Genomic DNA, 13,732 nt, shown 5'->3' with positions numbered 1-13,732 from the left:
CAAACTGACTGATACTATGAAAACGCTTCTATTCTTTTTGCTGCTGGGCCTGCTGGTCAGCTGTACAACGACTGAAGAAACCGTCAGCCCCGGCGTCACGACCGGTACCACCCCGGTATCCGGCACCGCCACCGTCGGGACACCCGCTTCGTCAACGACTACGACAGGGCAGGCTGGAGGCCTGCAGGGCATGTTTATGAGCAATGTACACCCCACCAGCGGAACCGTGAGCGTGCAGACCGCCAACGGCAAACAGACGCTGGTCTTTACCAACTTCCGCACCGATGGAGGCCCCGACCTGCGCATCTACCTGGCCGAAAACACGGGGCTGCGTAATTTTATCGAAGTGTCGAGATTAACCAGCACGAGCGGCACGTTCTCGGTCGAGCTTCCGGCCACTGCCGATCCGGCCCGGCAGCGGTTTGTCATCATCTGGTGCAAAGCCTTTTCGGTGCTGTTCGGGAATGCCGAGTTAAAATAGCCCACGCCTACCCTGCTTCTCTATCACATGGCAACTACTCTTGCTACGTTCGTTGGCAGTGAGCACGGCCAATGAAAAGTAACCAGCCTACAACCCGTAGTCGGAAAACAGTTTTAAACGAATGATACATACACCCATGCTATACGAATTACCCAACAGCCACGAATCACCTCCGCAACCAACTCCACCAGCCAGGATTCGGCCAACCAGACCTGACGACGTGCCCGCCCTGAAGGCGTTGATCGACGCCGTTGGTCTGTTTCCCGCCGACATGCTGGACGATATGCTGGCTGATTACTTTACGAATCCCGACAGTAGCGACCGCTGGCTCACCGACGACGATAACGGGCCGGTGGGTGTAGCTTACTACGCGCCGGAGCGCCTGACCGACGGCACGTATAACCTGTACCTGATTGCCATCCATCCTGACCGGCAGGGCCAGGGTCGCGGAGCGGCTTTGCTGCGCTACGTTGAAGAGGCATTGCGGACACGGCACGAACGGTTGTTGCTGATCGAAACCTCAGGCTTACCGGACTTTGAGTACCAGCGGGCCTTCTACCGGCGATGCGGCTACGTAGAGGAAGCTCGAATACGAAATTTCTATCAGGCTGGCGAAGACAAAGTTATCTTCTATAAGGAGCTGGCTGACAGCACGTCCGCCTGAGCAGGTTAGTTACACATCGCTATCTGGCTGATCCTGTCCATTCTCATCTGAACCACTTCTATGGGGGCGTCGACGTACAGGATTAGCCAGTTATCCGCCTTTTTGAGTCGCCCCTTTACGCGAACCCCGCGCCCCACGTCAGCCAGCACCCGCTCGTTGATTGATTCACCAGCCGGACCAACAAGCACGTAGCCCTTTATCAGGCGCGTCCCAGCCTATACCCGGCAAGTCCGGTTATTTTATCCGTTTTATTAGCTCGTCGGTGGTTACTTCGACTAGGCGGCCGATGGGTTTGCCGTTTCGGTAGGCTACGACTTTCAGGCGGTCGGCGCCTTTGGGCATTAGGATCGGTTTGGTATAGAGCGGAGAGCGGTCGTCGGGCAGGGTATTGTCGGTGGTGTAGTACAAAAACGCGTCGGGTAGTTCGTGGCTTAGGAATACCTCAACAAAGCCGATGGGCGGCCGCTTTACGGTAACAATCGGGTTGTAAACGCTCCGGGCGTAATTGACACCCAGCACATCGAACCGCCGAAAGTGGGCTTCGACGCGATTCATGAAGCCCGGCCAGTTGCGGGCGGCTTTGGGCGACCAGAGAACTTCGGCCAGTGCAAACGCGCGGGGCCAGGTCATGTACTCGGCATGGCGCGCATTCGGCACCGATTCTGTCCACAGATTTCCCTGCCCACCCAGAATCAGCTCCGCCCGCACACTGTCGGGAACGGGTTCAAAGGCGTAGGAATCGCTCAGGCGGCAGATTCCGTAGGTGCTGGGTTCGGCCGTGGGTTCACCCTGGTACAGATCGAGGTAACAATGCTGAAACGGCGTCATAATGACCGGATGCCCCTGTCTGGCGGCTTCGATCCCTCCTTTCATCCCGCGCCAGCTCATGACGGTAGCATCGGGGGCGAGCCCACCTTCCAGAATCTCATCCCAGCCGATGAGTTTCTTTCCTTTGGCCTGTACAATCGTTTCGACTCGTTTGATGAAGTAGCTCTGCAGCTCCAGCACCGACTTCAGTTTGTTGGCGGCCATGAATGGCTTGCAGGCATCGCATTTCTCCCAGAATCCCTTGTACGCTTCGTCGCCCCCCACGTGAATGTAGGGACCGGGAAACAAGGCCGCTACCTCGGTCAGCACCTTATCGACAAATATGTACGTACTGTCTTCGCAGGGGTTGAGGTTGTTGTCTTCCAACCGGTAAAATTTGCCGTTGGGCGGTACCACCACCGGTTTGTTTCCGCAGGTCAGATTCGGATAGGCGGCAATAGCCGACATAATATGTCCAGGCATGTCGATTTCGGGCACAATGGTGATATGCCGGTCTGCCGCATACCGCACAATCTCCCGGATGTCTTCCTGCGTATAGTAGCCGCCATAGGTTGGATTCTCGCCGGGCAGCGGGTTCTCGATATCCCACCACCGGCCAGTGCGGGGCACGCGCCGGGAGCCAATCTGGGTCAGCAGCGGCAGGCTTTTGATCTCGATCCGCCAGCCCTGATCGTCGGTCAGGTGCCAGTGAAACACATTGTACTTGTACTGGGCCATCTGGTCGATAAACCGCTTCACGAAGGCCTTATCAAAGAAATGACGGCTTACGTCGAGCATCAGCCCCCGCCAGCCAAACCGCGGCTGATCGCGAATGTGCAGCGCCGGCAGGGTCCGCCGGGCCAGGGGGCCGTTGCCGGCAGCAACCCTGGGCGGTACCGGGTCCACAGCGGGCAGGAGTTGCCGCAGCGTTTGTAAGCCGTAGAACAACCCGGCCGGTTGGGGGGCTGTCAGCGTAATACCCGATGGAGCCACAACCAGGTCATACCCCTCCGGCCCTACGCCCGTTACCGCGGCCAGCCGAACCGTAATAGCTCTGGCCGGACGGGGCTGATCGGTTAGTTTCAGACCCGGTAAGTTGTCCTGCACCATCCGGCGTACCGACGCAACCGGCGTCAGCACCGTGATCGGTGTCTGGGCCGTTAGCACAAACGTGCCGGAGCGGGTTTCGAGGGTTTGCGGTGCCGGAATCAGGGCAGGCAGGGATGATTGAGCCAGGGCACTCGTGGCCAGAAGAAGTAAAAAAAGCAGTCTACTCATGAACGGATGATAAACGAGCGCCAAATATAGCAGCCATCTCCCCCGAAAAATCCGCTGACTGCCGGGTAAAAAACAAGCAGCCGCTTCTTTTGACAAGTGAACCAGATTCAAGCACTTTTTTTATGAATCAACCCGATAAACCAACCGGCAACGGCACAACCCGTCGCCAGTTTATCCAGACTGGCGCCCTGGCGGCTACCAGCTTTTTCATTGTACCCCGTCACGTACTGGGCGGCAAAGGCTTCATTGCGCCCAGCGACAAGCTAAACATTGCCGGTGTCGGTATTGCCGGCAAAGGCTTCTCAGATACCAATAATGCCTTTAACAAAGGGGCCAACAACATTGTAGCCCTGTGCGATGTGGATTGGAGCCGCGATCAGGTCAAGAAAAACTTCGAGCAGCACCCCAACGCCAAACGGTATAAGGATTACCGGGAGATGTTCGACAAGGAAGCCAAGAACATCGACGCCGTAACGGTTTCTACCGCCGACCATACGCACGCCGTTATCGCTATGGCAGCCATGCAGCGGGGTAAACACGTATACGTGCAGAAACCACTGACCCACAACATTTACGAAGCGCGGATGCTCACCGAAGCGGCCCGCAAATACAAGGTCGTTACCCAGATGGGCAACCAGGGCTCTTCGAACCCGCAGCAAAAACAGATGGTCGAGTGGTTCGACAAAGGACTGATCGGCAAGGTGCATACCGTTCATCTCTGGACCAACCGCCCCGTATGGCCGCAGGGTATTCCGGTTCCGCAGGCCGATGCCAGCGTACCGGCCGACCTCGACTGGGACGTATGGATCGGGCCAGCCCAGAAAGTGGGCTATACCCCCGCCTATCACCCGTTCAAGTGGCGCGGCTGGTGGAACTTCGGCGCCGGAGCGCTCGGCGACATCGGCTGCCACATCATGGACGTACCGTTCCGTGTACTGGGGCTGGGCTACCCCACCGAAGTAGAAACCAGCATCGGTTCGGTATTCCTCAAAGACTGGACACCCGAGTACATTCCAGAAGGCTGTCCGCCCTCGTCACGGGTTGAGCTGAAGTTTCCCGAGTCGGCTAAAAACAAACAGGCCGTTACCATGACCTGGTCCGACGGCGGCCTCCGCCCCTTCCGGCCCGAGTTCCTGCCTGAAGGTGAACCAATGCCGGAAAACGGCGAAAACGGCGTGCTCATGATCGGCGATAAAGGGCTGATGGTATGCGGCATGTACGGCAACGATCCGAAGGTATACACCAAAGACGGCAAGAAATTCGAAGCCGCTAAGATCCAGACCGACGGCCCGGCCCTGCCCGAAAATGGCCATCAGGTGCTGTGGACCGAAGCCTGCAAGGCTGGCTTTAACAGCAAAGAACACAAAGGACTAACCTCATCGTTCGACTTTGCCGGTCCGCTGACCGAGTCGGTGCTGATGGGTAACGTGGCTATCCGGAGCTATACCCTGCGTAGTGCCAATGCCAATGGCCGCGGCTTCAGCTACCCGGGTCGCAAGAAGCTAACCTGGGATGGCAAGAATATGAAGATCACCAACTTCGATGAAGCCAACCAATTCGTATCACGCAAGTACCGCGAGGGCTGGTCGCTGACGGCCTAAGAGGTCGTTCGACCCATTTTATCGGCCATGCGCTGAACAAAAAAACCGCTCAGACGAGCGGTTTTTTTGTTGGGCCCTTCCCTAACCCCGCCGAACAACCCGCCCGGCCAGCGGTTCCTCCGGGTATAACAACCGGTTGCGAGTATGATGAAGCGCGTAGGAAGCTGGATACTGATACTGAGCATGCTGGCCTGTGGCGGCAAAAACACCTCATCAAACGTGCAGTCGCCGGGGCGTGACAAGACCACGAAAACGGAGGTGCTGGAAGCCGGTGCCACAGCCTTGCAGGACAAAACCCCGGTTAATCGGCTCGAAATCTACCTTAATGGCTTTCACTTTTATAATGGCCAGATGGAGGGGCAGATGGAAGCCCATCACTACTGCACCAAACTGAACGAAGACCTAACCCAGTGCGTCATCTACGACGGCAACGGAAAAGACGCCAAGCTGATGGGGGTTGAATACATCGTCTCCGAAACGCTCTTTCGCACGCTGCCCCCCGACGAAAAGAAACTCTGGCACAGCCATCGCTACGAAGTCAAAAGCGGCTCGCTCATTGCGCCCGGCCTCCCCCTGGCTGCCGAGCACGAACTGATGGAAACGGTGGTGTCGACCTATGGCAAAACCTGGCACACCTGGCATACCGATCAGGACCTGGCACTCCCGATGGGTAGCCCGGCCCTGATGATGGGCTTTACTCAGGATGGTCAGCTGATGCCTAACCTGCTGACCGATCGCGACAAACGATTCGACGTATCGACGGCGGAGAAGCGACAGAACCGGGCCGACATCCCCGTTCCCGCCCCGCAACCCGGCGCCGACTCCTGGCAAACGGGCAACATCGTGCAGCTGCCGGCTCTGACCGGCCATCAACACAAACACGTCAGGCAAGGCAGCTTTTCGGACAAAAACCAGCCACTCCCTGACGTGTTTGCGCTACGCGTTACGTGGATAAACGGCGCACGGGCTATCTGACCAGCAGCCCCGTTACCAGGTTTCGCAGCCGGTCATGGGCAACGTAGGCCCAGATCAGCAGCATGTACATCGAAAAATCCTGATACGAAACGTGCAGCGCCATATTGTTGATGTAATAGCGGGTCGCCGTGAAATCGAGCGAAGGGGTAAATCCCAGCAGATTCTCGTACCCCAGTATTAACGTGAGCCCGAGCGCGTAGAAGAGGTACTGCGGCTTGCGAAACGCCCACAACACACCCGCTACGGTCGTAGCGCCAAAACCCAGGTAATGCTGCCAGCTAAGGGATAAGTCGGTGGTTACGGCTACATAAATGGAGTACGCCTGTACAGAAACAAGAACGGCCAGAATTAGTCCATAGCCGTAAAACTCTTTCAGCTGAGTACGTTGCATAAACAGATATTGATTAATGGAAAGAGGGATTAACACTAAAAATACGATAAAACGAGGTCTTGCAGATGGATTTAGTAGGTTATTTTCCACACTAACACCCTTCTTTCAGCGTATCGTTCAATACCGTCTGGTTTAAGGTATATTTGTGGACACCAACTCATCCATCATAACCATGTCGACGCCTTCTGTTGACGTAGCTATTATCGGAGCCGGCTTTGCGGGTCTGGGCGCAGCCATTCGGCTCAGGCAACGGGGCACTTCGTTTATCGTGTTTGAGCGGGCCGGCGAGGTGGGCGGCACCTGGCGCGACAACATATATCCCGGCTGCGCCTGCGACGTGCCCTCTCATCTCTATTCGTTCTCGTTCGCGCCCAATCCGCACTGGTCACGGGTCTATTCGACCCAGCCCGAGATTCTGGCTTACCTGCAAAAAACCGTCGGGCAGTTCGACCTGAGCCCGTATATCCGCTACCATACCGAAATTATCAGAACTGCCTTTTCGGAAGAGAATGGCTACTGGACCCTGACCGACCGGGCCGGCCATACCACAACGGCGCGGGTAGTGATCGGCGCCATCGGCCCGCTCAACCGCCCCAGCCTGCCCGTATGGCCGGGCCTGGATACCTTTGCCGGTCGCCTGTTTCACTCGGCCAGCTGGGACAGCTCGTATGACCTGACCGGTAAACGCGTGGCGGTAGTGGGTACCGGTGCCAGCGCGATTCAGATTATACCGGCCATTGCGCCAGGGGTTGGGCATCTCACCGTTTTCCAACGAACCGCGCCGTATGTAACCCCGCGCCTGGACCGACCCGTGTCGCCTTTCACGCAGCGGGTGTTCCGGCACGTGCCCGCGTTTCGGCAACTGTACCGGTCGTTCATTTACTGGACCAACGAGCTGCGGGGGCTGTCGTTTCTGGGTAATGATACGTTCAACGCCTTCGGCACCAAACAGGCGCTCAGGCATCTGGAAAGCGCCATTCAGGACCCGGCGTTACGGCAAAAGGCCACGCCGACCTACAAGCTCGGCTGCAAACGAGTATTGGTCTCGGATGATTATTACCCGGCCCTTGCCCAGCCCAACGTCGAACTGGTTACCGACGCCATCACTGAACTAACCCCCACCGCCATTGTCGACAAAACCGGTACCGAACACCCGGTCGATGCGATCATAGTCAGCACGGGCTTCGTGGCTGCCGACATTATCTGCGATCTGCACGTGACTGGCCGGCGGGGCCGGGTGTTGTTCGACGAGTGGCTAATGAACGGCGCCGAAGCCCATTACGGGCTGACGGTATCGGGCTATCCCAACCTGCTGTTTCTGGTCGGGCCCAATACCGGCCTGGGACATAATTCAATTGTTCACATGATCGAATCGCAGCTGAACTACGTCATGGATTATCTCGATTTGCTCGATCGGGCGGGCCAGGGCGCGTTCCTCGATGTTAAGCCCGATGCGCAGGAGACCTACAACCAGGGTATCCAGCAGAAGCTCAGCACCACCGTTTGGGCCTCGGGCTGCCAGAGCTGGTACCTGAACAAACAAGGCCGGAACACGACCATCTGGCCCGACCTGACGGTAGCCTACCGAAAGGCCACCCGCCGGGTCAAGGCCAGCGATTACGAGGTAGTTCAGGCCCAGCCGCAGGCAACCACCCGGCCCGACCTGCAGCCGCAGTAGCGCCGACCGCACGAACCACGGTGTGGAACAAAACATGGATAGTTAACTGAAAATCAGCCTTACGCCGGTATACTTATCAGAGCCTGGGCCATGTGCAGGCCGGACAGGAACGCCCCCTCTACGTTGCCGCTCCCGAAGCCATCGCCCCCGAACAGCAGCGGAAACGGTGCCGTAGCGGCCAGATATGAATCCGGATGGCGGACGTCGGCCTGGCTATACCGCCACCGATGTACCTGCATAGCAGCAATCGAGCTGGCCGGCACCATGTCCTCCACCTGCTCAAGCAGCCGCTGGCCGATGGCGTTGAGATCGGCTTCGTCGAGATGAGTCTGGCTGAAAGCCGCGCTGGCGTGCAGGGTAACGGAAGGCGTAGATGAAATACCTTTCTGCTCATTATCGGCAATCCAGGCAATATCGCCCGTTTCGTAACGGATACCGCCCGGCGCCGGAATCTGGCTGGCCTTGTTGAGCGCGGCCATCACCGCTATACAGGGTTGGTAGCCAATGGCCGACAGGGCCTGGCGGTCAGCGTCGGTGAGCGACAGACCGCTATCGTGCAGCAGGGCCAGGGCTTGCGGGGCGGGTATGGTGATGAGCAGCGAATCAGCCCGGTGGGTGTCGCCTGCGTCGGTGCTGATTTGCCAGCCCGCGTCATCCTGACCAATGCGTATCGCTTTCTGGCCGGTCAGCACCGTCAGGCCATCGGCCATGTGTTTGGGAATAGCACTCATGCCCCCTACCCCAACGAAGCGCGGATGGGTGAACGACGACTCCGCGCGATTGGCTTCTTCCAGATGCCAGGGGGTTACCACCCCAGCCGCGGCCAGCCTGTCGGTAAACGCCCTGAACGCGGTGCTTTGGGCGGAGAAATACTGAGCGCCGTGGTCAGCACGGGCCGTCAGCAGGCGTCGGGTAGCCATGCGGCCACCAACCCCACGCCCTTTGTCGAGCAGGGTAACGCGCCAGCCCTGTTGCGTCAGGGTTCGGGCGGCCGACAAACCCGCCATACCCGCGCCGATGATAAGTGTAGATGTTGCCATAGAAACCAATAAAGTAGGCCAGTAATCCGGCTTAATCGTAAAGTATTGTCTAAGCGTTTGGTTTTGCCAGCCGGCGCTGACCAAACAAACTGCGATTTACGACGTCTTGATTTTATACCGTACTTCGTAGTATACTTCGTAGCTTACTTCACGTCGAATAAAATCTGCCTCCGCTTGCGTCTTTTTGTTCGTTATCTCCTGCCTTTACTGATTGCCTTGCCGATTGGTTTTCTGCTGCTGTATCCGCAGCTGTGGCGGTGTATGCGGATCGGACAGACGCCGGGCTTCCGCCTGCTGGACGGGAGCCCGGGCGTATACGTCAATCAGGCGGCCACAGCCCGGCAAACCAGCCAGCTCAAAGCCCACGTGCTGACGGCCCGCAACCGGATCAGCCGGTTCTGGGGCGACCGACACGGCCAGGCGGTGCTGATCTACTGCCCGAAACAGACTGACTATGAGCAGTACTGCCTGGGTGGCGAAGGTGCCGGATGCAGTCTGGGAACGCCCTGGGGCGATTCGTTTCTGGTACTCGGGCCAGAAGGCAACAACGCCGATGTTATTGCTCACGAACTTTGTCACGACGAGCTGTTTGCGCGGCTGGGCTGGTGGCGGGTGAAACGGCAGATCCCCGTCTGGTTCAATGAAGGGCTGGCGCTCATGGTCGATTATCGGTTCAGCCCCCCCGACCTCTGGGACAAACCCGCCGATATGCCCACCCCGGCCGACTCGTTCGACGTCGACGAGTACCAGCTTCCGTTCACCCAGCGGTCGGTGCTGCCGCTTTCGGAACTCGAATCGACCCGCGATTTTTTTGGCGGGGGCTACGAACGGGTTATGCTCGCTTACCAGACGGCCGCCGACGAGGTATCGCGCTGGCTGACTACGGTTGGGCGTGCCAACGTGCGGGTTTTGACCAACGCCGTTGCCAGCGGACAGGATTTCAGGCAGGTATACCGGCAACTGGAGCTCGACAAACGAGCTAGACGCACCCCACCCCCAAACCGGCCAACCCGTTAACCTGAGCCGTATTTCCGCTCAAAATCAGCAGCATAGCTACTACCCACGGGAATCTCCTGCTTGCCCACAAAGACTTTTGTCCGCTGAAAAGAACTGATTTTGTCGAGCGATACGATGAATGATTTATGCACCCGGCAGAACGACTCGGCAGGTAACCGGGCCTCGATAGCTTTCAGCGTCAGCCGGCTCAGGAATGGTCGTGCCTGATCGGCCACGAAAATCTTTACATAATCTTTCAGTCCTTCTATGTACAGTACCTGATCGAAATAAAGCTTGATTTCCCGGTATTCGGAGAAGATAAAGAAGTAGCCCCGGGTGGTGGGCGGGGTAACCACCGATGGCGCGTCGGGCGGGGCGGGTACGGGGGTTGGCTGCCGGAGGGTGTAAAGGTCGTACGCTTTGTTAACTGCTTTCAGAAACCGCCCGAACGGAACAGGTTTGAGCAGGTAATCGACCACATCGAGTTCGTACCCTTCGAGGGCATACTGCTCATAGGCGGTTGTGAAAATAACCATGGGCGCCGATACGCCGGCCCGCTGCGGCATGGTGCGCAGGAACTGTACCCCCGTCAGGGTTGGCATCTGAATATCCAGAAAGAGCAGATCGACCGGTTGCTGCCGGAGGGTATCCAGCGCATCGAGCGGACTCGCAAACTGCCCAACAAGCTCCAGAAAAGGAACCCTGGCAATATCGTCGGCCAGCATCTCGAGGGCAAATGGTTCGTCGTCAATGGCGATGCAGCGGAGCTTGTTCATGGCGCAAATGTAAGGTCAGCACAACCCGAAATCGATTGTCCTCATGCACCAGCGAGAGCGCGTGCTGGCCGGGATAATGCAGCGCCAGCCGTTTCTGCACGTTGGCGACGCCGATTCCCGACTCAGGTAGCCCAGCCGGTGGCGACTCCGGGCCTGGCTCGGATGGCGGAGGCCCGGCAACCGGGTTATCGGTTCGGAAGGTCAGCGTATCGTCGGTGACGGTCAGGCCGATACGGATGTGGCTCTCCTGCTGGCCGTGTAGTCCGTACTTGAACGCATTCTCAACGAACGGGATAAACAGCAGCGGCTCAATGGTATGCTCGTCGATAGGGCCTTCGCAGCTGAAACTAACGGTATGTTTATCGGCCAGCCGCATCTGCTGCAGATCGATATAATGGCGAAGATGGTCTACTTCCTGCCGCAGCGGCACCCGGTCCTGCTGCGCCTGGTAGATCATGTACCGGAGCAGCTGGGCCAGGGTAACCACGGCCGTTTCGGTCTGGTCCGATTTCCGGCGGGCCAGCCACCGGATGTTATTCAGGGTGTTGAACAGAAAGTGCGGGCTCACCTGTAGCTTGAGCATGGCCAGCTCGGCCGATACTTTTTCGAGAACCATCTGTTGCCGGGCTTCCCGGCTGCGGGTATGAAACCGGAACAGCGCCATCAGCGAACTGACCATCATGGCAAAGCCGAACGAAATGCCACTGCTCAGCGCCCCCGGCCAGGGGCTGTGCGGTCCTGGCCCCCGGTGGCCATCGGGTGGTGGCGGAAAACCCGGGGCCGGGCCCGGGCCACCCATCGACCGCTGCATCATGTCGGCGGGTGGAAACAGGAAAAAGCTGGCATAACGGGTCAGCACGACACTAGCCAGCATTCCCAGCACGATCAACAGATACTGCCCCGTTGAGAGGCCATCCGAACCAGCCTGATCACGACTGTCGAGCAGCTTCGGCATCAACAGGCGCAGGTTGACGTAAAAAAACGCAATGATCAGCAGGCTGGTGAGCAACTGGGCCATACCGATGCTGATCAGATCCTGCTGGTTCCAGAGAAACGTGGGCAGGGTCAGAAACGGCAATCCGACAAAGACGAGCCACCCAATTAGATGAAGCCCGGTCTGGTAGCGTTCAAAAAACCTCATACGGATGCAAAATACGAGGCTGGGGCGGCTTTACCGTCTCCGGCCTTTCATCTGCCGACGGGGGCTGCGAATGTGTCGATATGATCAGGTTCAGCAACGGTCGTCGGCACATAGGGGCCCAGCGTCGTGCTGGTGGTAAAGTTTACCACTTTAATAGATTATTAATGCAACGTCGGGCATTCTACGGGCGTAATAATCGTTATACGAGTGTGGGAAATCCCTGCAATCCAACAAATAACTATGAGAAACGTAAGCACAAACCCTACCCGGCGACGGACGCCCTGGGTACTTGTCGCCAGCTTCGCGGTGTTGCTATCGGCCTGTAAAAAGGAAGCAGACCTGGTGACCCCCGCCCCGACAACCACAGCCGGTAACCCCAATGCCGAGGTCAACAACTGGATTCTAGACAACATGCGGTATTACTATTACTGGAACACGAAAATACCGGCTAACCCCGACCTGACGCTGGCGCCCGAGCCGTTTTTCAAGTCACTGCTGAATACGTACAACGCAACCACCAACCCCGACGGCGACCGGTTCTCCTGGATTCAGGAAAGCGCACAGGAGCTTCAGGCCAGCCTCAGTGGCGAGACTACCACTACCGGCATGGAATACCAGCTGTACCGGCGGGCATCCGGATCAGACGATCTCATTGCCCAGGTACTGTATGTACTACCCGGCTCACCCGCCCAGAAGGCAGGGCTGAAACGGGGCGATATCATCTCGAAAGTGAACGGGCAGGTGCTGAGCATAAGTAATTACTTGAGTCTGCTCTTCGGCACCACCACCAATTTTACGTTTGGCCTGGCCAGCGCCAGCAATGGCAGCCTGGTCGATACGGACGTGAGCCGGAGCGTTACGGCCACCGTTTTTCAGGAGAATCCGGTGTTTCTGGATTCGGTCTACACGGTCGGCAGTAAAAAGATTGGCTATCTGATTTACAATCAGTTCGTTCCGGGCGCCAATAACAGCCGCACCAACGAATACGACGCCCAGATCGATGCCATCTTCAGCGATTTCAAGGCCCAGGGCGTTAACGAGCTGGTGCTGGATCTGCGCTATAACCCCGGCGGATACACCTCGTCCTCAACGAACCTGGCCAGCCTGATCGGCAAGGGCGTCACGACCAGCAAATTGTTCTTTCGCGAAGAGTGCAACCCGACCCTGACGGCGGCCTGGACCCGCCAGTACGGCAGCGATTTTCTGGTCAACAACTTCGTGACCAAGCCCCAGAACATAGGCGCCAACCTCAACCGCGTATTTGTGCTGACTACCGACCATACGGCCTCGGCCAGTGAGCTGATCATCAACGGCCTGCGCCCGTACATGACCGTGACGACCATCGGTACAACCACGACCGGCAAAAATGTAGGCTCGATCACCCTGACCGACGACAGTGGCAAAATAAAGTGGGGCATGCAGCCAATTGTGTTCAAGTCGTTCAACAGCCTGGGGCAGTCTGACTATGCCAGTGGTTTCAAACCTACGATCGAGGTCGAAGAGCCGCTCAATCTGCTGCCGCTGGGCGATACACGCGAGCCGCTGCTCGGCACGGCCCTGGCGCAAATTTCCGGCACCGCTCCCTCAGCCCGGGCCGGATCGGCCAACGCCAATCCGCTCAGCTCAATTGGCTCGTCCATCCAGCGCAAAGCCGGTGCCCGGTATGGCATGGTAAAACCGCTGAAGACGCTGGAGCTGGCCAACTAAGTCAGCTACGACCACCCCTTCCGGCTGGTTCTGAACCAGCCGACCCCATTGAGGAGACAAGTGCTCCCGGCGGGGTCGGCTGGTTTTTTCATGGGCCTGACCCGCTCATACACAGCTAAGTAGTTTTACTCCCCACGGATAGGCAACCAGAAATTTCGGACAGGCTGCAACGGAGTAGCCAGCGTCCACGTAATCGT

12 protein-coding genes are annotated in these 13,732 nt (G+C 57.8%); 7 read left to right on the top strand and 5 right to left on the bottom strand.

Features of this window, described 5'->3' with window-relative positions; genetic code table 11:
• Positions 1-16 precede the first annotated feature (16 nt).
• A complete protein-coding gene (locus FBR45_RS05175; RefSeq protein WP_171044837.1) occupies positions 17-481 on the top strand; it encodes a DM13 domain-containing protein in 465 nt (154 codons plus the stop codon).
• 136 nt (positions 482-617) lie between these two features.
• Positions 618-1,145: a GNAT family N-acetyltransferase gene (locus tag FBR45_RS05170; protein WP_138499954.1), complete on the top strand. Its 528-nt coding sequence runs from the start codon at positions 618-620 to the stop codon at positions 1,143-1,145.
• A gap of 234 nt (positions 1,146-1,379) precedes the next feature.
• Here the strand turns inward: FBR45_RS05170 and FBR45_RS05165 are convergent, their stop codons facing one another.
• A complete protein-coding gene (locus tag FBR45_RS05165; protein WP_138499951.1) occupies positions 1,380-3,230 on the bottom strand; it encodes a beta-N-acetylhexosaminidase in 1,851 nt (616 codons plus the stop codon).
• Between the two features lie 122 nt (positions 3,231-3,352).
• Between FBR45_RS05165 and FBR45_RS05160 the strand changes: the two genes are divergently transcribed.
• Both FBR45_RS05160 and FBR45_RS05155 read left to right on the top strand, forming a co-directional pair.
• The gene (locus FBR45_RS05160; protein ID WP_138499947.1) at positions 3,353-4,831 is read left to right on the top strand and encodes a Gfo/Idh/MocA family protein; all 1,479 of its coding nucleotides are present in this window, start codon (positions 3,353-3,355) and stop codon (positions 4,829-4,831) included.
• A gap of 144 nt (positions 4,832-4,975) precedes the next feature.
• Positions 4,976-5,806: an OBAP family protein gene (locus FBR45_RS05155; RefSeq protein ID WP_246082113.1), complete on the top strand. Its 831-nt coding sequence runs from the start codon at positions 4,976-4,978 to the stop codon at positions 5,804-5,806.
• On the opposite strand, the gene FBR45_RS05150 is transcribed toward FBR45_RS05155, so the two are convergent.
• The gene (locus tag FBR45_RS05150; protein WP_138499943.1) at positions 5,799-6,197 is read right to left on the bottom strand and encodes a hypothetical protein; all 399 of its coding nucleotides are present in this window, start codon (positions 6,195-6,197) and stop codon (positions 5,799-5,801) included. The two genes, FBR45_RS05155 and FBR45_RS05150, sit on opposite strands and share 8 nt — an antisense overlap.
• A gap of 172 nt (positions 6,198-6,369) precedes the next feature.
• Here FBR45_RS05150 and FBR45_RS05145 point away from each other — a divergent pair, with 172 nt between their 5' ends.
• A complete protein-coding gene (locus FBR45_RS05145; RefSeq protein ID WP_138499939.1) occupies positions 6,370-7,875 on the top strand; it encodes a flavin-containing monooxygenase in 1,506 nt (501 codons plus the stop codon).
• A 59-nt stretch (positions 7,876-7,934) separates the two neighbouring features.
• On the opposite strand, the gene FBR45_RS05140 is transcribed toward FBR45_RS05145, so the two are convergent.
• Positions 7,935-8,915 carry an NAD(P)/FAD-dependent oxidoreductase gene (locus tag FBR45_RS05140; RefSeq protein ID WP_138499937.1) on the bottom strand — a complete coding sequence of 327 codons (981 nt, stop codon included), beginning with the start codon at positions 8,913-8,915 and terminating at the stop codon, positions 7,935-7,937.
• Positions 8,916-9,089: 174 nt separating this feature from the next.
• Here FBR45_RS05140 and FBR45_RS05135 point away from each other — a divergent pair, with 174 nt between their 5' ends.
• Positions 9,090-9,932 carry a hypothetical protein gene (locus tag FBR45_RS05135; RefSeq protein WP_246082112.1) on the top strand — a complete coding sequence of 281 codons (843 nt, stop codon included), beginning with the start codon at positions 9,090-9,092 and terminating at the stop codon, positions 9,930-9,932.
• Here the strand turns inward: FBR45_RS05135 and FBR45_RS05130 are convergent.
• Both FBR45_RS05130 and FBR45_RS05125 read right to left on the bottom strand, forming a co-directional pair.
• The gene (locus tag FBR45_RS05130) at positions 9,929-10,687 is read right to left on the bottom strand and encodes a LytR/AlgR family response regulator transcription factor (protein WP_138499935.1); all 759 of its coding nucleotides are present in this window, start codon (positions 10,685-10,687) and stop codon (positions 9,929-9,931) included. The two genes, FBR45_RS05135 and FBR45_RS05130, sit on opposite strands and share 4 nt — an antisense overlap.
• Entirely contained in the window at positions 10,659-11,828 is a 1,170-nt protein-coding gene (locus tag FBR45_RS05125) for a sensor histidine kinase (protein ID WP_138499933.1), read from the bottom strand. The genes FBR45_RS05130 and FBR45_RS05125 overlap by 29 nt, the downstream gene beginning before the upstream one ends.
• A gap of 240 nt (positions 11,829-12,068) precedes the next feature.
• Between FBR45_RS05125 and FBR45_RS05120 the strand changes: the two genes are divergently transcribed.
• Positions 12,069-13,535, top strand: a complete 1,467-nt coding sequence (locus FBR45_RS05120) for a S41 family peptidase (RefSeq protein ID WP_138499931.1) — start codon at positions 12,069-12,071, stop codon at positions 13,533-13,535.
• The last annotated feature ends 197 nt before the right edge of the window (positions 13,536-13,732 follow it).

Source organism: Spirosoma lacussanchae (assembly GCF_005870035.1).
In the GTDB taxonomy this organism is placed as follows: Bacteria; Bacteroidota; Bacteroidia; order Cytophagales; family Spirosomataceae; genus Spirosoma; species Spirosoma lacussanchae.
The sequence above is the reverse complement of the archived record's forward strand: the minus strand, read 5'-3'. Positions and strand labels throughout refer to the sequence as shown.

Bases quoted from the DNA above. Each gene is read 5' to 3' on its own strand.
- FBR45_RS05160 (WP_138499947.1), top strand. From the start codon at position 3,353: ATGAATCAACCCGATAAACCAACCGGCAACGGCACAACCCGTCGCCAG.
- FBR45_RS05150 (WP_138499943.1), bottom strand. From the start codon at position 6,197: ATGCAACGTACTCAGCTGAAAGAGTTTTACGGCTATGGACTAATTCTG.
- FBR45_RS05145 (WP_138499939.1), top strand. From the start codon at position 6,370: ATGTCGACGCCTTCTGTTGACGTAGCTATTATCGGAGCCGGCTTTGCG.
- FBR45_RS05165 (WP_138499951.1), bottom strand. From the start codon at position 3,230: ATGAGTAGACTGCTTTTTTTACTTCTTCTGGCCACGAGTGCCCTGGCT.
- FBR45_RS05175 (WP_171044837.1), top strand. From the start codon at position 17: ATGAAAACGCTTCTATTCTTTTTGCTGCTGGGCCTGCTGGTCAGCTGT.
- FBR45_RS05130 (WP_138499935.1), bottom strand. From the start codon at position 10,687: ATGAACAAGCTCCGCTGCATCGCCATTGACGACGAACCATTTGCCCTC.
- FBR45_RS05170 (WP_138499954.1), top strand. From the start codon at position 618: ATGCTATACGAATTACCCAACAGCCACGAATCACCTCCGCAACCAACT.
- FBR45_RS05140 (WP_138499937.1), bottom strand. From the start codon at position 8,915: ATGGCAACATCTACACTTATCATCGGCGCGGGTATGGCGGGTTTGTCG.
- FBR45_RS05125 (WP_138499933.1), bottom strand. From the start codon at position 11,828: ATGAGGTTTTTTGAACGCTACCAGACCGGGCTTCATCTAATTGGGTGG.
- FBR45_RS05120 (WP_138499931.1), top strand. From the start codon at position 12,069: ATGAGAAACGTAAGCACAAACCCTACCCGGCGACGGACGCCCTGGGTA.
- FBR45_RS05155 (WP_246082113.1), top strand. From the start codon at position 4,976: ATGATGAAGCGCGTAGGAAGCTGGATACTGATACTGAGCATGCTGGCC.